Origin of the sequence: Paenibacillus mellifer, assembly GCF_023195895.1 — a bacterium.
In the GTDB taxonomy this organism is placed as follows: domain Bacteria; phylum Bacillota; class Bacilli; order Paenibacillales; family Paenibacillaceae; genus Fontibacillus; species Fontibacillus mellifer.
The window spans coordinates 12199-32946 of sequence record NZ_JALPRK010000025.1 but is presented as its reverse complement, the minus strand read 5'-3'; the positions used below and the strand labels follow the sequence as shown (position 1 = coordinate 32946).

At 51.7% G+C, this 20748-nt stretch carries 18 protein-coding genes; 3 read left to right on the top strand and 15 right to left on the bottom strand.

All coding sequences use genetic code 11. From position 1 onward, the window contains the following. Positions 1-16: 16 nt before the first annotated feature. From polA to M0651_RS20260, 7 genes are all read right to left on the bottom strand, one after another. Entirely contained in the window at positions 17-2677 is a 2661-nt protein-coding gene (gene polA / locus M0651_RS20290) for a DNA polymerase I (protein ID WP_248553546.1), read from the bottom strand. 147 nt (positions 2678-2824) lie between these two features. Then, entirely contained in the window at positions 2825-3484 is a 660-nt protein-coding gene (phoU, locus tag M0651_RS20285) for a phosphate signaling complex protein PhoU (protein ID WP_248553545.1), read from the bottom strand. Positions 3485-3502: 18 nt separating this feature from the next. Then, positions 3503-4258 (bottom strand): phosphate ABC transporter ATP-binding protein PstB, encoded by a 756-nt coding sequence (gene pstB / locus M0651_RS20280; RefSeq protein ID WP_248553544.1) that lies wholly within the window; start codon positions 4256-4258, stop codon positions 3503-3505. A 238-nt stretch (positions 4259-4496) separates the two neighbouring features. Next, complete coding sequence (locus tag M0651_RS20275) at positions 4497-5720, bottom strand: methyl-accepting chemotaxis protein (protein WP_248553543.1); 1224 nt, start codon at positions 5718-5720, stop codon at positions 4497-4499. Positions 5721-5839: 119 nt separating this feature from the next. Beyond that, on the bottom strand, positions 5840-6565 hold the full coding sequence (locus tag M0651_RS20270) for a response regulator transcription factor (RefSeq protein WP_248553542.1): 726 nt from the start codon (positions 6563-6565) through the stop codon (positions 5840-5842). Between the two features lie 148 nt (positions 6566-6713). Then, positions 6714-8510: a two-component system histidine kinase PnpS gene (gene pnpS, locus M0651_RS20265; RefSeq protein ID WP_248553541.1), complete on the bottom strand. Its 1797-nt coding sequence runs from the start codon at positions 8508-8510 to the stop codon at positions 6714-6716. 2 nt (positions 8511-8512) lie between these two features. Beyond that, positions 8513-10063 (bottom strand): fumarate hydratase, encoded by a 1551-nt coding sequence (locus tag M0651_RS20260; RefSeq protein WP_248553540.1) that lies wholly within the window; start codon positions 10061-10063, stop codon positions 8513-8515. A gap of 175 nt (positions 10064-10238) precedes the next feature. Here M0651_RS20260 and yfbR point away from each other — a divergent pair, with 175 nt between their 5' ends. Continuing rightward, complete coding sequence (gene yfbR, locus M0651_RS20255) at positions 10239-10865, top strand: 5'-deoxynucleotidase (protein ID WP_248553539.1); 627 nt, start codon at positions 10239-10241, stop codon at positions 10863-10865. A 92-nt stretch (positions 10866-10957) separates the two neighbouring features. On the opposite strand, the gene M0651_RS20250 is transcribed toward yfbR, so the two are convergent. Continuing rightward, entirely contained in the window at positions 10958-11827 is an 870-nt protein-coding gene (locus tag M0651_RS20250) for an SDR family oxidoreductase (protein ID WP_248553538.1), read from the bottom strand. 98 nt (positions 11828-11925) lie between these two features. Next, positions 11926-12810 (bottom strand): glycosyltransferase family 2 protein, encoded by an 885-nt coding sequence (locus M0651_RS20245; protein WP_248553537.1) that lies wholly within the window; start codon positions 12808-12810, stop codon positions 11926-11928. A 162-nt stretch (positions 12811-12972) separates the two neighbouring features. On the opposite strand from M0651_RS20245, the gene M0651_RS20240 reads away from it, so the two are divergent. Next, on the top strand, positions 12973-13308 hold the full coding sequence (locus M0651_RS20240; RefSeq protein WP_248553536.1) for a helix-turn-helix domain-containing protein: 336 nt from the start codon (positions 12973-12975) through the stop codon (positions 13306-13308). Positions 13309-13410: 102 nt separating this feature from the next. On the opposite strand, the gene M0651_RS20235 is transcribed toward M0651_RS20240, so the two are convergent. From M0651_RS20235 to M0651_RS20225, 3 genes are all read right to left on the bottom strand, one after another. After that, on the bottom strand, positions 13411-13836 hold the full coding sequence (locus tag M0651_RS20235; RefSeq protein WP_248553535.1) for a hypothetical protein: 426 nt from the start codon (positions 13834-13836) through the stop codon (positions 13411-13413). Between the two features lie 381 nt (positions 13837-14217). Next, positions 14218-15513, bottom strand: coding sequence for an NADP-dependent isocitrate dehydrogenase (gene icd / locus M0651_RS20230; RefSeq protein ID WP_248553534.1), 1296 nt, complete (start codon positions 15511-15513; stop codon positions 14218-14220). A gap of 87 nt (positions 15514-15600) precedes the next feature. Next, a complete protein-coding gene (locus M0651_RS20225) occupies positions 15601-16713 on the bottom strand; it encodes a citrate/2-methylcitrate synthase (protein ID WP_248553533.1) in 1113 nt (370 codons plus the stop codon). Between the two features lie 352 nt (positions 16714-17065). On the opposite strand from M0651_RS20225, the gene ytvI reads away from it, so the two are divergent. Then, positions 17066-18184 (top strand): sporulation integral membrane protein YtvI, encoded by a 1119-nt coding sequence (gene ytvI, locus M0651_RS20220; protein ID WP_248553532.1) that lies wholly within the window; start codon positions 17066-17068, stop codon positions 18182-18184. A gap of 49 nt (positions 18185-18233) precedes the next feature. Here ytvI and M0651_RS20215 read toward each other — a convergent pair whose 3' ends face one another. The 3 genes from M0651_RS20215 to pyk all read right to left on the bottom strand — a co-directional run bounded on the left by M0651_RS20215 (position 18234) and on the right by pyk (position 20662). Beyond that, the gene (locus M0651_RS20215) at positions 18234-18626 is read right to left on the bottom strand and encodes an FxsA family protein (protein ID WP_248553531.1); all 393 of its coding nucleotides are present in this window, start codon (positions 18624-18626) and stop codon (positions 18234-18236) included. Between the two features lie 65 nt (positions 18627-18691). Continuing rightward, a complete protein-coding gene (locus M0651_RS20210) occupies positions 18692-19111 on the bottom strand; it encodes an acyl-CoA thioesterase (protein WP_248553530.1) in 420 nt (139 codons plus the stop codon). Positions 19112-19240: 129 nt separating this feature from the next. After that, positions 19241-20662 carry a pyruvate kinase gene (pyk, locus tag M0651_RS20205; protein ID WP_248553529.1) on the bottom strand — a complete coding sequence of 474 codons (1422 nt, stop codon included), beginning with the start codon at positions 20660-20662 and terminating at the stop codon, positions 19241-19243. Positions 20663-20748 lie beyond the last annotated feature (86 nt).

The window sequence follows — 20748 nt, the reverse complement described above, 5'->3', positions numbered from 1 at the left end:
TCACAATCGCAAGAACCTACTTCGCTTCGTACCAATTTAAACCGCTGGACACTTCGGCCTTAAGCGGCACGGAGAGCTCCAACGCTTTCCCCATCGTCTCCGGCACGAGCTTGCTCATGATCTCCAGCTCCTCCGGTGGCACCTCGAATACCAATTCGTCATGCACCTGAAGCAGCATGCGGCTCTTGAGCCCGTGCTTATACAGCTCCTCGTCCATCCGCACCATCGCCAGCTTGATTATGTCCGCCGCAGAGCCCTGAATCGGCGTATTCATGGCCGTACGCTCAGCGAAGGAACGCAGGTTGAAGTTCGACGCGTTGATCTCCGGCAGATACCGGCGGCGTTCCAACAGCGTCTTGACGTAACCGTCGCGTTTCGCTTCCTTCACAATGTCGTCCATATAACGTCGGACGCCTTGGAAGGCGTCGAAATATTGATCGATGAACCGGGCGGCTTCCTTCCGCGTAATGTTCAGGTTCTGGGACAAGCCATAGTCGCTGATCCCATAAACAATCCCGAAATTGACGGCTTTGGCCGAACGTCTCATATTAGCGTCTACCTGGTCCGGTCCGACGCCAAACACATCCATAGCCGTCTTTGTGTGGATATCCATATCATGCAGGAAGGCTTCCTGAAGCCCCGGATCCCCGGAAATATGCGCCAAGACGCGAAGTTCGATCTGCGAGTAATCCGCGGCCAGTATAAACCAACCTTCCTCTGAAGGCACAAAAACCTTGCGGATTTTGCGGCCTTCCTCGAGTCGGATTGGAATATTCTGCAAGTTCGGATATTGGCTGCTCAGGCGTCCGGTTGCGGCGATCGTTTGCCGGAAATACGTATGCACCTTGCCTGTTTTCGGCGAAATTTCCTTCAGCAGGCCCTCGACGTAAGTCGATTGCAGCTTCGCTAACTGGCGGTATTCCAGAATAAACTGCACGATCTCGTGGTAAGGCGCCAGCTTCTCCAGCACTTCGGCATCGGTCGAATAACCGGTTTTGGTCTTCTTGATGACCGGCAACCCCAGCTTATCAAATAGGATTTCTCCCAGTTGTTTTGTTGAATTGATGTTAAACTCCTGGCCGGCGATTTCATATATACGCGTGACCAATTTGCTGATCTGGGCTTCAAACTCTACGCCCAGCTCTTTCAAAGCTTCCTTGTTCACCGCGACGCCTTGCTTCTCCATGTCAGCCAAAATCCGAGATAACGGCATTTCCAGATCGTAGAACAGACGCTCCATTTCATATTTCGCCAAGTCCTGCCGTTGCAGCGGCAGGATGCGCAGCAAAGCATCCGCTTTGCGGGCCAGATGACGGCTCAGCTCCTCCGGTTCCGGCACCTTGAATTTGGCGCCTTTGCCATAGACCTCATCATCGCCGGGCACCGGCGACAAATGGTATTTCGCCGCCAGACCGCTGAGCGTCTGATCGCTTTCCGTCGGATCAAGCAAATAGGCCGCCAGCTGCACGTCGTGCTCAGCTCCCGCAAACGCGATGCCTTGCCAGAACAACACCAAGTCCACCCGATGCAGGTCATACCCGCGTTTTGGCACATGCTCATCCGCCAGCCAGGCGCGAGCTTCCGCGGCGTACTCCTCTTGCAGCACGTCAAACGGCAGGTAATAATGGCGACTCGCGGTGGATAATGCCATGCCCATCATGGTGGCTTGATGCGGATTGTCTCCGTAAGACTCAACGATGATCCCTTCGATGTTCGACAGATCGGCGATCAGTTCGGACAGGTTATCCTGGGTAACCATTGTGACTTCAATCTCAACCTGCTCCGCGGGAGCGGCCTCACCGGCAGCATTCCCGCCGCCGGCAAAGGACATTCGCTCCAGCAGCGACTTAAACTCCAGCTTGCGCAGCATCGGAACAGCGGATTCCTCCTGGATGCCGTCAAACTTCATCTCCTCCCAGGAGCGTTCAACGGGAACTTCGCGGAAAATCGTAGCCAGCTGTTTGCTCATCCGGGCGTCGTCCGCATGGTTCACTAGATTTTCTTTCATTTTCCCCTTCAATTCATCCGTATGGGCCAGCACTTCTTCCACAGAACCGAACTGGTGCAGCAATTTCAGGGCGGTCTTCTCTCCAATTCCCGGCACTCCCGGAATATTGTCGGATGTATCGCCCATTAGCCCTTTTAAATCGATAATTTGCAACGGTTTGAGCCCGTATTTCTCCTCAATTTGCTGCGGATCATAAGGCTCGACCTCACTGACACCCTTACGCGTTAACGCCACTTTGACCCGATCGCTGACGACCTGGAGCATATCCTTATCCCCGGTCACCACAAGGACCTCTTGACCGGCTTCCTCCGCCCGTTTAGTCAAGGTACCGATAATGTCGTCGGCTTCGTACCCGGCCAATTCAAACCAAGCGATGCCAAAGCTCTCCAGCAGCTCGCGCATCAACGGAAACTGCTCGGACAACTCAGACGGGGTTTTGTCACGTCCGCCTTTGTACTCCTGGTAACCTTCATGACGGAATGTAACCTTACCCGCATCAAAAGCAACCAGCATATGCGTGGGGCGCTCTTCCTGGATCAAACGCAGCAGCATGTTCGTAAAACCGTACACGGCATTCGTGTGCAAGCCACTGGAGTTCGTGAGCGGCGGCATGGAAAAAAATGCCCGGTAAATAATGCTGTTCCCATCTATAAGTATCAATTTTTCCATACGACACCTCGTCCACAGTTTTCTACCTTTTCTTATGATAACACAGGGGGCAACTGGATAACACCAAAGCCGTCTTGGAAAAGAAAAACCGGCCGCCACCTGCGAAATTCCGCAAGCGGCGGCCGGTTGACCGCGGTAAAGCTGAAACTATTGATTCAGGTCCGGACGATGACCGGTCACCAGATAAACGGCGCTTTCGCCGATATTCGTTGCGTGATCGGCGATCCGTTCGATATACCGACCCACCAGCGTAAGCAGCATCGCCTGCTGGAGAGATTCCGGGTTGGCGATCATAAACGCATACAGCTCATGAATCATCTGGCTGTACAAGTGATCGACTTCATCGTCATCCTTCGCCATTTTGTAGGCTAAATCGGTGTTCTCGTCCAAATACGATTGCAGCGATTCCCGCAGCATTAGAATAACCAATTCGGACATCTTCGGAATATCAATCAAAGGCTTGATTAATTTCTGACCTTCCAGCCGTGTAGTGACCTTGGCAATATCAATGGCCAGGTCTCCCATACGCTCCAAATCGCTGGAAATTTTAAACGCCACGAGAATCCGGCGCAAATCCTTCGCCACCGGCTGCTGGGTTACGATCAGACGCGAGCCAATCTCCATGACTTGCTCTTCCATCTGGTTCAACTCCGCATCGCGCCCCACGATCTCTTTCGCTTTAGCCGAGTCCAGAGCCTGAAGGGCGCTGATCGCCTCCGCCAAAGCGTGCTCGACATGCTCACCCATTTGTCTCAGCAGCTGCCTTAAATCTTCCAGGTTCTGATCAAATTCCTTTCTTTGAATCATCTTGCTGCAGCCTCCTTGTTATCCGAAACGACCGGAAATATAATCTTCAGTGCGTGGATCCTGCGGCGTGGAGAAGAGCTTCTGTGTATCGTCCGCCTCCACGATTTCCCCGTTCAGGAAAAAGACGGTCCGGCCCGAAATACGCGCCGCCTGATGCATGTTATGCGTGACCATGACAATCGTATAACTATCTTTTAATTGCTGAACCAGTTCCTCGATCTTGAGGGTGGAAATCGGGTCCAGCGCTGAAGTAGCTTCGTCCATCAACAGAATATCTGGCTGTACGGCGATGGCGCGGGCAATACAAAGACGCTGCTGCTGTCCGCCGGACAAGCTGAGTGCCGACCGTTTCAGGAAATCCTTGACCTCGTCCCACAACACGGCCTGACGAAGACTCCGTTCCACGATTTCATCCAGGGCCGCTTTGTTCTTGATGCCGTGCAGCCGCGGGCCATAAGCAACATTGTCATATATCGATTTCGGAAAAGGATTCGGCTGTTGAAACACCATGCCCACCCGTTTGCGCAAGGCCTCCACCTGGACATCGTCGCTGTAAATGTCACTGCCGGCAATTTGCACGGTGCCCTCGATCCGCGTCCCCGGAATCATGTCGTTCATCCGGTTCAAAGTGCGTAAGAGCGTCGACTTCCCGCAGCCGGAAGGTCCAATGAAAGCGGTGATCGCTTTTTCCGGAATATCCAGTGAAACGTCCTTTAGTGCATGGAATCTGTCATAGTACAAGTTCAACTTTTGAATCCGGATAATGTTATCCATCACAGTTCTCCTTCACAAATAAACATCTTTGCCCCCAACCGCAAGACTTATGCCTGATGGTCCGGGGAAATGGCGGGCAAACTTGAAGCACGGTACCCGCCTTCCCTGCGAGCCCGTGCCGGCGCATCAGCTATTGATTTAGTATGCGCGAATGATGAATTATTCCATGTAAATCAGTTTCATTTTATCGCACTTATGTAAAAGAACATGGGTCTAAATGTAAACGGAGTGTAAAATATTACGAAAGCGACGCTAAATGACGCAGCTCTCCAAGCACGGATCTAGTACGACCGGCCGCCGTTTCCGAAGAGCGGAACATCTCTTGGCCGCGCTCCTCGACGGTTCGCGCAGACTCCACCAGCGCTTGAAACGTCCCGTCTGCATTGCCAACTCGTCCGTGACTTTCCGCCATTTCCTCCGCGGTGGAGGAGGCCGTGACCGCCGTTAGCTGGATCAATCGGTTTACGACACCCAACGTCGAGCCAATTTCTTCGGAGAAGTTCTTGGTCTGCAAGGCGAGCTTGCGAACCTCGGAGGCGACCACCGCAAACCCCCGTCCATGCTCCCCGGCATGCGCCGCTTCGATCGAGGCATTCATGGCCAGCATGCCGCTTTGATCTGCAAGGCTGCGAATATGGTCGGCGACAGATGAAATTTGTTTCGTCCGTTCCAACAGCTCCGCCACTTGCTTCTCCTGGGAACGGGTCATGTCAAGCACCCGGGTAAACGACGCCTTAACCGCTTCCAGCTCAAGCCGACCCTCCCCCGACAATCCATTCATGCGCTCCGATTCGAGCAAGCTTCGTTTCGCCGACTCCGTCACTTCTTCGATCGAGCGCTCGATCTCTATAATCCGATCGCGGCTCTCAAGAACCGCCGCCTGTCTGGCTTCGTCCGCCTCCCGCTGCAACTGGCGGGACATCTGCATCAGATCCTGCACCGTCAGGATCCCGTAATATTTCGCCTTATCGGTTAAGATCAAGCCATCGTAGAAGGAAGCCCCCTCCCGTCCTAACGCTTGATCCAACAGTTCTCCGGCGGGCGTGTCCAGCTCGCAGATCAGTGGTTCCGTCTGAGCAAAGCGAAGCGCTGAAACCTCATAAAACAGATCCGCGGCAAACCGGCCGGCCAAATGTCGAAAGAAATGATCCCGCATCAACAACCCGATCGGTTTGTGATCACCATCACAAACTACGATACATGGGAGCTCCGGTTGCCTCTGAAACAGCCCCAACACGTTGCGGCAGGAAACCTCCGGCCCAATCACCGGGACCTTGTGGCCGTAAGAGCGAACCTCTACTCCTCCGACCGCCGCGATACCCGAAACCCCAGCCGAGCGGCTCTCTTCCCCCACTTCCTCCTGTAACAAGTTCTCGCTACCCCTGCTTTCTTCGTTCGCCGTCAAGTTCTCTATCTCTTCAATAACAGCACGCTCCAATACTGCGATGGCCTGATTATCCAATCTCAACCACTCCCCCATTGGTATACGTTACGATGGATCTACTAGAATCATAGAGGGGAAATGTTAAGACATTGTTTACGGGACTTTTGTCCTATGTAAAAAGAACGTCCATCATGAAGTTACATGATGGACGCTTTCTTCTTATTCACAACCAGTTTGTATCCAACGCCGCGGATCGAATCGATATGCACCGATTGAGGATCCAGCTCAAGCTTCTTGCGCAGCGAGCTGACGTGCACATCCACCGTCCGCTGACCTCCGATATAATCGAATCCCCATACGGCATTCATCAGATCGTCCCGGGTCATCACCACGCCCGGCTTGCGGGCCAAATAGAGCAGCACCTCGAACTCCTTAGGTCTGAGCGTGATTGCTTCTCCGTTCAACGTGACTTCATATTTCTCCGGATAAATCGTCAAGGCTCCCAGCGCGATTTGAGAATTCTCCTGCTGGACCGGCTTGTCGCGTTCTTCCTGACCGGACGATCGGCGGAGAACGGCGGCGACGCGAGCCAGCAGCTCGGCCACACCAAACGGTTTCGTGATGTAATCGTCGGCGCCGGACTTCAAGCCCTGCACGACTTCTTCTTCTGCATTTTTTGCGGTCAAGATAATCACCGGCGTCATCACGCCTTCGCTTCGCAGCTTCGACATGATTTCGAAACCATTCATGCCCGGCAGCATCAAATCGAGCAATATCAAATCAAAATCCTGCTGCAGTGCGGTTTCATAACCGGTCTGCCCGTGATCCTCTACGACAACTTCATAGCCTTCGCTCGTCAGGTTGTAAGATAAAAGCCGGGATAATGTCGGTTCATCTTCGATAACCAATAGACGTTGTGTCATAGTACCCCCCATTTGTTTGCGGTACAAGTTCATGATTTGAACCAATATCACTTTGATGACAAGCCCAGCATATCACGGCATTGTTAACGCGGTGTAAAGTTTTTCAAAAAACAGTTTACACTATATTGGTATGTTCCCATGGCCGATCTTAATCATCCAAGGTATGCATCAAGGGGAGCTCTAAAATAAACGTCGTTCCTTCACCAACTTTGCTCTCTACGCGGATGGTGCCGTGATGTAGCTCCACGAGGTGTTTGACAATGGACAAGCCTAGACCCGTGCCGCCCGAGCTGCGGGATCGGGCCTTATCAACCCGATAGAAGCGTTCAAAAATCCGCGGCAGATCCTTCTTAGGAATGCCGATTCCGGTATCGCTAATCGTAAACCGGACCTTCTCCTCGTCTCCACCTTCGCCAACGATGCTTGCCGATACGCGTACTTTCCCACCTTCCAGTGAGTAGCTGATCGCGTTGGATAGCAAATTCATGAAAATTTGCCGCAGACGATCCTCATCCGCCTCGATGAACAAATGCTCCGGAATGTCATGCGACATCGAGATTGATTTGTTACCCGCCGCGGGAAGAAGAACTTCATACACGCTGTCGAATAGCTCTTTCAGTTGAACCGGCGCATATTCCAACGGCACCCGCTTCGATTCGATTTTGGACAACTCGAGAATGTCGCCGATCAACCGATTTAACCGATCTCCTTCATCATAAATGATTTGCAGGAAAGAGTGCGCGGTCTCCTCGTCCTTCACCCCGCCGGCCATCAGCGTTTCGGCGAAACCCTTGACCGCGGCGATCGGCGTCTTCAACTCGTGGGACACGTTGGCGACGAATTCGCTTCGTATCCGTTCCAGTTTCCGGATCTCGGTCACATCCTGCAGGAGGAACAACATGCCGCGGTAGTTGCCGTTGTCTTCAAACATCGGCACGCTGTCGAACAACAGGATTTTTTCCTCGGGATCGTAGACGTTTCGTTCCTCCTGGACCGCTTCCTTGCTAGCGATGCCTTCTTCCATAAATTTGGTGAATTCATAGTTTCGCTTAAGCACCTGATACGATTTACCGAGCAACAGCTCGCCTCTCATATGCAGGATTCGTTCCGCTTCCCGGTTAATTAAGGCGATATGCTCCGACGCATCCACCATGAGAATGCCGCCGGTCATGTTCGCAAGCACGCTTTGCATCAAATCTTCGTTATCGCGGATCCGCTTGAGCTGCTGCTGCAAGCTGTCCGCCATTCCGTTGATCGCAAGGCCCAATTGACCGATTTCATCCTTACGGGCCAGCTTGACCCTAGCGTCGTAATCGAACCTGGAGATGCGATGAGCGACTCGCGTAATTTGTTCCAGCGGCTTAGTCAAGCCGGCCGCCACCCGGTAGCTCACTAGACCGGCTACGAGAAAGAGGAAAAGCAGCCCGCCGAACATCCAGATCCACCCTTGGGCAAGTCCCTTCTCTACAGCCGCCAAACTCATCGAAAGGCGGATGTAACCGTCAAAATCGCCGGCGATCACGCGGTGCGCAACGTACAGCATATTTTCGCCGATTGTATCGCTGTACCGGATTGCGCTGCCCACGTTACCGCCTGCAGCGGACTCAATTTCCTGCCGATGGGCATGGTTATCCATTCGTTCCGGATCCGATTCGGAGTCGCCGACAACGATACCGTCCAACGTAATGAACGTGACCCGGGAATCGGTCAGCTCCTTTAACTGTTTCGCCTCTCGTTCGTAATAGGCGTTAGCCTCGGGATTCCCCTCTACGGGAACAAAATCGAAAGTCGCCTCCAGCAGATTAATTTCCCGGGCCATATTGTCTTCCAAGGCCCGAATATGTGAGTTTTTAAACATTTGGGCCATCGTGATGCCGGCAGCCAGCATCGAGATCCCGAGTAGAATCATTAGGATGAGTGTTAGGCGCGAGCGAAAGGTTTTCATGTTTATTTGAACACCGGATCCTTAAATGCAGCCAGCTTCATCAATGAGTCCTTCTCCACGCCTTCATGCAGGCTGTCCCCATGCGAATCCATCGTTACGATCGCAGCAAAGCCTTCAACCTCCAAGTGCCACATGGCTTCCGGAACTCCAAATTCCATAAAATCGACGCCGTTGACCTTCTTGATGCATTCCGCATAGTACTGCGCCGCACCGCCAATCGCGTTCAAATACACGCCGCCATGCTCTTTCAAAGCAGCCAGTGTCTTCGGACCCATTCCCCCCTTGCCGATAACTGCGCGAATGCCAAACTTCTTCACGATATCGCCTTGGTACGGTTCCTCGCGAATGCTGGTCGTGGGTCCGGCCGCTTTCACATGCCAACCTTCGTCGTCCTTCAGCATGACCGGTCCACAATGGTAAATGACTGCGCCGTTCAAATCCAACGGGGCGTCATGATCCACTAAATGTTTGTGCAGCGCATCTCTGCCGGTATGCATTTCGCCGTTAATAACTACAACGTCGCCAACCCGCAGGCTGCGGATTTGCTCCTCCGTCACCGGTGTCTGCAGCACGATTTCCCGGCTGGCGGGGGCCAGAGTTTCCTCGGATGCCGTGCCCGTTTCAGCTGTCTCAAGATCTCCTACTGGCACTTCGCTGCCGCGCTCATAGAGCCATTCGCGGATGGCGCCGGTAGCGGGATCGATGTCCACACCCTGGCGGCGGAACGCCCAGCAGTTATATGCAATCGACACAAAGAAGCTGGCCGGAAGCCGATTTATCGCTCCGATCTTACAGCCCAGCAAGGTCACTTCCCCGCCGAACCCCATCGTACCGATCCCCAGTTGATTGGCCGTATCCATAATATACTGTTCCAACCGGTCCAGATCCGGATTCGGGTTGACGTCATCGAGCGAGCGGAACAGCTGTTGCTTGGCCAGCTCGTACCCCGTCGTGCGGTCGCCGCCGATGCCGACTCCAAGAAAGCCTGCACTGCACCCTTGCCCCTGTGCCTGATAAACGGCGTGCAGAATACATTTGCGGATCCCGTCAAGATCCCGCCCCGCGCGTCCTAACCCTTCCAGCTCGGTCGGAAGGCTGTATTGAATATTTTTATTCTCGCATCCGCCGCCTTTCAAGATCAGCCGGATATCGATCGTGTCTTTCTCCCATTGTTCGAAATGAATGACGGGGGTTCCCGGACCCAAATTATCCCCACTGTTCTCTCCGGTCAAGGAATCTACGGAATTCGAACGAAGCTTGCCTTCCTTGGTTGTCCGCTGTACCGCCGCGTAAATCGCTTTCTTCATCTCAATCTGATTCGCCCCTACCGGCGTATGCACCACAAAGGTCAACATCCCGGTATCCTGACAAATCGGTGAAACCTGTTCCTCCGCCATACGGATGTTTTGCGCGATAGTCGACATGGCCAAACCGGCCCGCGTCGCTCGGTTCTCCAGGGCTCGCCCCCGGTTCACCGCACGACGTACGTCGCCCGGCAACCTTGTTGAAGCTTCCACAATCAATACGTATACGCTTTCTTCAAACTGGTGCATGATCCAAGAATCCCCTCTCCCTGTCATCTTGTTTAACCCATGAGGTGTAAATAAGCACAACCTTGTCGTGTCGTTTACCCTATCGCATTCTTCAGATTTATAATAACATAAGAACTAGTTTAGGTTGACAATTTCTGTCCAAAATCCACTCCGATATAAGCGAGGTTTATCACTGATGGGCTACCATTTTCCTGCTTATCTATACCGTCTGCGTTCGATCCGTCGCTGGAGTCTAATGCGCAGCACCGCCTCCGAGAATGTCGCCGAGCATTCATTTCATGTTGCGTTGTTGGCTCATCTGCTGTGTGAAATTGGGAATACCCGATTCGAACGCCGTTTAAATGCGGAACGCGCTGCAACGCTGGCGTTGTTCCACGATGCGACCGAGGTGTTCACTGGAGATATCCCAACGCCAGTCAAACATTATAACCCACGGCTTCTGTCCAGCTTCCGCGAAATGGAGGCCATCGCTGCAGAGCGTTTGCTCTCGATGGTCCCGCCGGAACTTCAGAACGTTTATACTCCGTTATTATCGCCGGGTCAAGCGGAGAGCTCATCCGAAGATGCCGCATTGATGGTGTATGTCAAAGCCGCAGACAGTCTGGACGCCTATTTGAAGTGTGCCTGGGAGCTCACGACTGGCAACCGCGAATTCGCCGTCGCCAAAACACAGCTTCTGGACAAACTGCAACGGCTGCAACTCCCAGAGGTCGCTTATTTTCTGGAGAACCTGGCTCCCAGCTTTGAAATGACGCTGGATGAGTTATCCGAAACGGAAGCGGAGCATCACGAGAACGAGTAGATATTTCTGAGACGTAAGAACCCCCCAAGCTTCCTCGGCATCGCCGAAAAGCTTGGGGGTTCTGTTTGTTGGAGTTCATCTCGACTCCATGGTTAACCGTTAACGATCTCACCGCCGTTAATATGCAACACCTGACCACTCATATACGAGGAATCGTCCGAGGCCAGAAATACGTAAGCCGGTGCCAATTCCTCCGGTTGACCGGGACGCTGCATGGGCGTCGTCCCCCCGAATTCGGACACCTGCTTCTCATCGAAGGTTGACGGAATCAGCGGGGTCCATATCGGTCCAGGAGCCACCGCATTCACCCGAATGCCTTTGCTCCCGACCACATTCATCGACAATGCCCGCGTGAAGCTAACGATCGCCCCTTTTGTCGCAGAGTAGTCAATCAGCTGCGGATTGCCCTTATAGGCGGTTACCGAGGCCGTATTGATAATCGCGCTGCCTTTACGTAAATGCGGCATCGCCGCTTGGGTCAAATAGAACATGGAGAACAAATTCGTCCGAAACGTCTTCTCCAGTTGAGCAGCCGTAATCGCCGTAATGTCCGGCTGCGGATGCTGCTCGGCCGCATTATTGACCAGGATGTCCAGGCGCCCCAGCTCCTGTACCGTTTGCTGCACCGCCTGCTTGGCAAACGCCTCATCGCCGATATCGCCCGCGATCAAGAGGCATTTGCGTCCCTCCTGCTCGACTTCCTGCCGGGTCACCCCGGCATCCTCATGCTCGTTTAAATACACAATCGCGACATCAGCCCCCTCTTTAGCGTAAGCTACGGCTACGGCGCGACCAATACCGCTGTCACCGCCGGTGATCAACGCCGCTTTGCCCGTCAACTTACCGGCAGCCTTGTAATCCCCCTCATAAACCGGGCGCGGGTGCATCTCCGCTTCAACGCCGGGCTGGTGGTTCTGGTGCTGCGGCGGTAAGGTCTGCTTCGCTTGTCCGTTTCCTGCCATTATTGCATCCTCCTCGGGTTATCGGTGAATTCGGTGCGTTGCACCTGATCGTTACCTTCCCTAATAGGATGACCTTGCCGCTTCGGCTTATCCCTCTTCTATTTCCAAAGGAACCCGAATCGTTCGGAAAACCACCTCATATCATGTTTGCGAAGAGCGACCTGTTTCTCCCTCCGTGCCGAAGTCAACTCGACTAACTTCTCCTCATTCACCGGCTCTCCTTCATACGCGCGACGCACCTGCTCCCTGCAGACCGAAATGAACTCTTCGTCGAAATGCAAATAAGCAAGAGTCATCAAACCCACTCCCCACAGTTCTCCGCTGTTGTCATAGGGGAAATTCTGCCTGAACACTTGAGTTAATGTCACCTCGGGCACGTAAAGACAATTCCCGCCTTGCAGCCATAACCTTAAGGAAATCTCCGCCGTTTCCAGATCCTTGCCGATAAAACCGTCTTCCATCCCCCCCATATCTCGAAAAATATCCCGTCGAACGGCAAAGCATTCCCAGGACATCCAGGGGATCTCGTTCTGACCTGCGGACAGCACTGGGTACCCGCGCACCGCTCCCATCACTCCTCCGACCTCCCTCCCTTTCGGTGCGGGAGAGTGCTCACTCTTCTTAAAGGCCGGCGACACGCCAACCGCTTGTCCCAGCATCAACGGCGCCAGCAACCGTTCCATCCATCCGTCATCATAATATAAATGAGAACCGCAAAAGATCAGATATTCTCCGCTGGCATGAGCAGCTCCGATATTACGAGCCGATATTCCCGGCTCACCCTTAATTCGCTTAAAAGGTCGATCAAATCGGTAACTCATCAGAAAATCACAACATCCGTCGACCGAACCATCGTCAACGATAATGACTTCATAAGGTAGAGTCGATTGGGATACTTTCAAAGATTCCATCGTGGTATACAAATCGATTCCATTGTTCTTGACTGTAATGATGATTGAAACGGTAGTAGATTCGGAAGACATACTCTTTCTCCTTAAAATTGGATATAATTATTAATTGAACCATTTCAGTAAATCTTATGATTCCATAATAACCCAATTCGTACTTGCAGTAAATACAAACAAAACCTGTAGTTTATTATCTTTCATTCGGCTTCTCACTAAGGTAAATACAGGAGGGGTGTTATGGATTACGAGGCATTGGGGAAAAGGCTGCGTCAAGAACGGCATAAAATGCACTTGACCCAGGAAAAACTCGCCGAACGTATCGAAGTTTCGGACGCATACATAGGGCAAATCGAACGGGGAGAGCGCAGCTTGTCCCTGGAAACACTCGTCAAACTGGCGAATCAATTAGGCGTTACCGTTGATTATTTGCTCCACGATTCGATTGTGATCAGCGATGACCACTTTATGGACCAGATCCAACAGATTGTCATGAACCGATCGCCGAAAGAGAAACAACTGGCGCTCGATATTTTGAAATTAATGTTTACCCATTTAGACGAATTGAAAGAATAGAACTTGAGTCTCTAGCAAGGATCTGGCGCCGTTAACCCGCGTACAGCGCACAAAAAGACCTGTCGGCAATAATGCCGGCAGGTCTTTTGGCTTAAGTTTAGATTAAATGATGGTGCTGAACACCATAAAGAACGAAATCAGCAATACGGTCACGGACAACAGTGCGCTTAACGTACGCAGCTTCCCTTCTTCCGCCGTCACGGTTTTATTCTGGCGGATCCCTTCCTGTGCCAAACGCAGCGGTTTGGCCAAGATCCCGCTAAACGCACCAATTGCCAGATATAAGATAACGATCACAATCATCCAAGGCACGGAGTAATCGCCTTGACCGATCAAATAGCCGCCCGTCAACAATTGGATGACAAGCCCGATCTGGGCGTATCGATTCAGAGAGATCACGGCCGATACCGTTCCTTCCTGAGCTGGCAGCGACAATTTGCCGATCCGGCCAAGCACAAACGGCAGGACCAGATAGAAGCCGAGTGCCAAGGCCCCGATAATATGTAGGAATAACATGACTTGATACATTAACATAACCGCCCTTTCCGCGTCAATTACATTTATTATAGTCTATTATAACTTTGGATGGAAATAAAAGAAACGTCTGATCGGGGCGGGTAGGGGAGACAAATTGATAAGGATTGAAGGCAACGCTAGGAAATGTTCCTACGATCGCTGTTGCTCGCGGGTTTCTTGATCCTACAAATTTACACGAGGTTGAAACCCGCTCACAAAGGCGAACGCTCCGCTTCTTCGGAATCATTTCCCGCTTATGCCCTTTCCCTTATCACGATGAAGGATTATGCCCCCGCCCCGAACAGACTCGGGGCGGGGCAAAAAAAGACCCTCCCTATGAACACTAGGGAAGGTTAACATAAACGGAGGTTGTTATGCAAAAGAATTAGCTAATTACATGTTTTTGATGACATGGTCGGCAAATTCGGAGCATTTCACTTCCGTTGCCCCATCCATCAAGCGGGCGAAGTCGTAGGTGACTGTTTTGTTGTTGATCGAGGTTTCCAGACCTTTATAGATCAGGTCTGCTGCTTCTTGCCAGCCCAGATGCTCCAGCATCATGACGCCGGACAAGATAACGGAGCCCGGATTTACCACGTCAAGGTCAGCGTATTTCGGCGCCGTACCATGCGTTGCTTCGAAGATGGCATGGCCCGTCACGTAGTTGATGTTGGCGCCCGGTGCAATACCGATGCCGCCAACTTGCGCTGCCAAAGCGTCGGACAAGTAGTCGCCGTTCAGGTTCAACGTAGCGATAACGTCGAAATCCGTTGGCCGCGTCAACACTTGCTGCAGTGCGATATCGGCAATCGCATCCTTGATGATGACCTTGCCTTCGGCTTCCGCCACTTTCTGCGCTTGGTTTGCTGCGTCTGCGCCGGATTGTTCCTTGATCCGGTCGTATTCGGCCCAAGTGAAGACTTTATCGCCGAATTCCGCTTCCGCGACTTCATAACCCCAGTTCTTGAATGCACCTTCGGTAAACTTCATGATATTGCCCTTATGCACCAAAGTGACGCTTTTACGTCCATGCTTAATCGCATATTCGACCGCAGCGCGGACGAGGCGTTTCGAACCCTCTTCTGAAACCGGCTTAATGCCGATGCCGGATGTTTCTGGGAAGCGAATTTTGTTCACGCCCATTTCATTTTGCAAAAATGCCAGTACTTTCTTGACTTCCTCGGAGCCTTCTTTATACTCGATGCCGGCATAGATGTCTTCGGTATTCTCACGGAAAATCACCATATCCACGAGTTCCGGACGTTTAACAGGAGAAGGCACACCTTCGAAATAACGAACTGGACGAAGGCAGACGTACAGGTCTAACTCCTGGCGGAGCGCTACGTTTAGCGAACGGATGCCACCGCCGATCGGCGTAGTCAACGGTCCTTTGATGGCCACAATATATTCGCGAATCGCGGTCAGCGTATCAGCTGGCAACCATTCCCCGTATGTATTGAAGGCCTTCTCGCCTGCGAATACCTCGTACCAGGCGATTCTCTTCTCGCCGCCGTAGGCTTTCTCCACGGCGGCGTCCAATACGCGTTTCGACGCTTTCCAAATATCGCGGCCCGTACCGTCACCCTCGATAAAAGGAATGACAGGATGGTTAGGTACCTGAAGCTTCCCATCCTGAATCGTAATTTTCTCACCTTCAGTAGGAAGATCAAACTTATCCAATTTCAACATTTTTACGGTTTCCTCCTTCAGTCTGTTTGCTGCATCTCACGGTCTCCATTTTACCACAATGTTCCTCGGAGCTCTCGCTTCGGCTGCTTATCTTAATTCGATGGGAACGTACTTCTGATTGGTAACGCCCGTATATTCCGCACGCGGACGAATCAGGCGGTTATCTTCCAGTTGCTCCAAAATATGCGCTGTCCATCCGGACAAACGGCTGATTGCAAAAATCGGCGTAAACAAGTCACGCGGAATGCCCAGCATCGTGTAAACGGAAGCTGAATAGAAGTCAACGTTAGGCTTCAGCCCTTTTTGACCTGTCACAAGCTGCTCGACTTTAACGGAAATATCGTACAGTGTGGAATCGCCTTGCAGAATGCTCAACTGACGCGACATATTCTGCAGATGTTTCGCACGTGGATCCCCGTTCTTGTAAACACGGTGACCAAACCCCATGATCTTCTCTTTATTGGCCAGCTTCTTCTGAATGTAGGGCTCCGCTTGCTCCAACGTAACGATCTCAGCCAGCATATTCATCACCGCTTCATTCGCACCGCCGTGAAGGGGTCCCTTCAAGGTGCCGATCGCCGAGGTGACACCGGAGTAAATATCGGACAACGTCGCGATCGTGACGCGAGCGGAGAATGTCGACGCGTTGAGCTCATGGTCAGCATGCAGTACAAGCGCTTGATCCAGGGCACGAACCGCAATTGGATCCGGTTCTACGCCGGTCAACATGTACAAGAAGTTGTGCGCGATCGATACGTCCTTCAACGGGGCGACCGGTTCCTGGCCCTGCCGAATCCGGGCGAACCCAGCAATCAGGGTCGGAATTTGAGTTTGGAGCTTAATCGCCTTCAATTGGTTGTTTTCACGGGAGTTGTCATTGGCGTTCTCATCATACAAAGCAAGAGCCGATACGGCAGTACGAAGCACTGCCATCGTGTTGGCAGTCTGTGGATACAGCTTCATTTGTTCCAGCACCGCATCAGGAACCGCAGCATAATCGCTAAATTGCCGCTGCAAGCGTCCCAATTCAGCTTGATTAGGCAATTTGCCGTACCATAACAAATAAGCCGTTTCTTCAAAACTCGCACGTTCCGCCAATTCATCGATATTAATACCACGATAAGCGAGTACGCCATCATGAATGGAGCTGATCGAAGAGGTTGCCGCAACAATGCCTTCCAGGCCTTTCGTAGCTGTCATGAACCATCTCTCCTTTGTTAACATTTTGTGAGCAAACAAGCCCCTGAAAACATTTTCAAAATTGAAAGTTTTAAATTTTCGAAGTTATGCAATAACGGGCCTATAATTGCAGAAATATTGCTCCATTGCTTACTTCTTCATCATACTGGATTTCCGAAAACATGGGAACCGCTTCAGCACCGCCGGGTACATTAAATGATTTTATCACAACTATAAAGAAATTTTGTAAACGATTCCAGTTGTGCAATGAATTATATCACATAATTCCGAAAGAAGTTTGAGGCGGAATACTCGCGGCGGACAAATAATAGAGTAGAACTAGGACATGTATTGGGAAAAGGGGAAATGCCACATGGATCACGTGATCGTCAAGCGGGTGTTGCGCGGCAGCTGGATTTGCGTCGTCCTCATCGGCTCCATCTTAGCCGTCTACTGGCTGCTCCCACTGGTTTATCCGTTCTTGATCGCCTGGTTGATCTCCTACGCGATGCACCCTTTTGTCCTATGGCTCCAAAAGAGCCTGCGGGTGCCACAGTGGCTGGCCGTAACGCTCTCCTTGCTCATTTACTTCGGAAGCGCAGGGATCATTGTGTCCGCGGCGCTAACGCGTCTCGTTAAAGAATTGATCCATTTGGCGGAATCCTTCGATCTGCGTATCGCCGAGTGGAGAAACCTGTTTGTCTCCTGGACGCAAAGCGAAGGGATCCAATCGATCATTACCGAGATCAACCGATTTATTGCCGATAATCCCGGATACGAAAATACCATTCACAAAAATATCGACAATACCGCCGAAAGAGTGGGATCCTTTGTTTCGCATTTCGTCAATAACGTGCTGGAAACGATCGTCACCCTGCTCTCCTCCCTCCCCAATTTAGGGGTCATTCTCGGTGTGATTCTGCTGGCTACCTTTTTTATCAGCAGCCACTGGGAACGCGATATGCGATTCTTAGCCAGTTCCATTCCCGCACCGTTTCGTAAAACGGTAGGCGCGATTTGGCGCGATCTGCAACGGGCACTTTCGGGTTATCTGCGCGCCCAGTTTATCATGATCTCCATCACCGCGTTTATCGTATTGCTTGGTTTGATCATTTTGGGTGTTGATTCTGCATTTACTTACGCTCTACTGATCGGACTTGTCGATTTATTACCTTATCTGGGCGTTGGAACGATTATGATCCCTTGGCTGATCTATGCCTTTGCTACCGGCGACGTCACGCTGGGGATCGGGTTGTCCGTGTTGTACGGGGTCATCCTGCTGGCCCGCCAACTGATCGAACCTAAAGTACTGGCCAGCAGCGTTGGACTGGATCCCTTGCCTACGTTGATCGCCATGTTCGTTGGCCTCAAGCTGTTTGGCGTGCTGGGACTGATTATCGGGCCGGTCACGCTGGTCATCCTAGGCGCCGCTGTCCGCGCTGGGGTTGTCCGTGACTTGCGGAACTACATCCTCCACGGCCGGTTGAGATAAAAAAGGGCATCCCGTCTTCCAAGACGAGATGCCTTCTTAAATAAATTCGTTAACGGCGGAAATACGTGATCGTTCCGTCCTTCATCTTCTTGCTGACCCATTTCATGAGCGGGATCCGGTATAACACGCGCGTCAGCGGAAACACCATCGTAAATCCGATGAGATCGGTAATGAAACCGGGGATCAACAGCAGTATCCCGCCGGCAAACACGCATAATCCATCCAAGACCATGCGTCCTGGAATTTGTCCGCCGCTCATTTGGGCTTTGGCATCCGCCAGCACTTTACGCCCTTCAAATTGCATCATTAACCCGCCGATCACGGATGTCGCCAACGTCAGAAAGATCGTTTTACCGACCCCCAACCTCTCGCCAACGTACATATACCCCCAAAATTCTACGATCGGAATCAACACGATAAGAGCGGCTATCCATTTACGCATATCAGGACTCCTTTATCACATTCCTGTACTTGTATTTTACCGCCTCCACGCCGGATAATCAAAATTTACGATTTTCGAGCTTCCTCCAGCGCCGCATACCATTCCGGAAATACCTTCTTGAACTGAACCGGTTTGAAGTCTTCGCGACGAACCACATAATGAGAAGAAGACCCCTCTACGCAAAGCGCGCCTTCCCCATTGTAAACCTCGTAACCATATGCGGTTTTGACACCGCTGTTCTCAATAACCCGAGTCTTAAGCAACACGGTTTCCCCATAACGGATCCCGCGTTTATATTCCACCTTCATTTCGTGAACGGGAGAAATATAACCCGACTGTTCCATCTCGAAATAATCAAAACCGAGATTCCGGCTCAGTTGCAGCCTTCCCATCTCGAACCATTCCAGGTAATGGGCGTGGTAAATAATCCCCATCATATCGAATTCCGAATATTTGGGCTCAATCACCACTTCGCATACGTACACGTCAATCGCTCCTTTCCGGATTTTCTGTTCATCTAGGGCATGGCGGTTTTTTGGCAAAAAAAGCAATGGTCCCGAACGGGCCCCATTGCCTTTTGTTGTGACTATAAGTCAATGTATTTAAACTCACGACTACTTGCGGATTTGCCCGATCTTCACCAGGTTGGTCGAACCGGAACGTCCGAGTGGTACCCCAGCTGTGATCACGACGAGGTCGCCTTCCTTCACGAGTCCGGAATCCAGACCGCCCTTCATCGCTTTGTCGAACATTTCGTCCGTCGTGCTGGCCGTATCGCCTTTCACCGGCGTTACACCCCAGTTCAAGGCCAGACGGCGCAAGGTTTGTTCTTCGGTCGTCACCGCGATGATCGGTGCTTTCGGACGGTATTTGGAGACCATACGTGCCGTATAACCGGTTTCCGTCGAAGTAATAATCGCTTTGGCATTCAGCTCCAGTGCCGAGTTGGCAACTGCTTGGCTGATCGCTTCCGTAACTGTCGTTTGTTGTGCGTTACTAAGCTTAACGAAGATTTCGCGGTATTCCAAAGCGGATTCCGCTTTCTCCGCAATGCGGGACATCGTCAATACCGATTCCACCGGATATTTCCCGGCAGCCGTTTCACCAGACAACATGATCGCATCCGTACCGTCGAAGATGGCGTTTGCCACGTCACTTGCTTCGGCGCGAGTAGGTCTAGGGTTGCGCTGCATGGAGTCGAGCATTTGCGTCGCCGTGATAACCGGTTTACCCACGCGGTTACATTTCTCGATCATACGCTTTTGTACAAGCGGTACGTCTTCTGCTGGAATTTCGACGCCGAGGTCGCCGCGGGCAACCATCAGGCCGTCGGAGACTTCCAGGATTTCATCGAGGTTGTCAACGCCTTGTTGGTTTTCAATTTTAGAAATGATTTGGATATGAGTTGCGTTGTGTTTCTCCAGCAATTGACGAATTTCAAGCACGTCGCTCGCTTTACGAACGAAGGAAGCGGCAATAAAATCGATGCCTTGCTCGATCCCGAACTTGATGTCGTTAGCGTCTTTCTCGGTGATGCCTGGCAGGGAAATGTTTACACCTGGAACGTTAACGCCTTTTTTGCTCTTAATGGTACCGCCATTGACGATGCGGCATTTGATTTCCGTACCTTGAACCTCAACGACCGTCAAACCAATCAAACCGTCGTCAATCAGAATCGTCGAACCGACTTCCACATCTCCAGGAAGCTCTTTGTACGTAATGGAGATCCGTTCCTTGTCGCCGAGAATTTCTTCGGTCGTCAAAGTCAGAATTTCGTCCTGTACCAGTTCGATCGGTTCTTCTTTCAACTTACCGGTACGGATTTCAGGACCTTTGGTGTCCAACAGTATGGCGATAGATTTCCCCAGCTCTGCACTCGCTTGACGGATCGTCTTGATCCGGTTACCATGCTCCTCAAAATCACCGTGGGAGAAGTTCAGGCGAGATACGTTCATTCCGGCCATAATCAGCTTCTTGATGTTTTCTAACGATTCACTGGAAGGACCGATAGTACATACGATTTTTGTTTTGCGCATTTGGGTTTCCTCCGTTTAAAATAGTTCTCTCTATATAATCTTTTCCAACAACTAAATTTACTATAGTTTTGTCGATTTGTATAGGA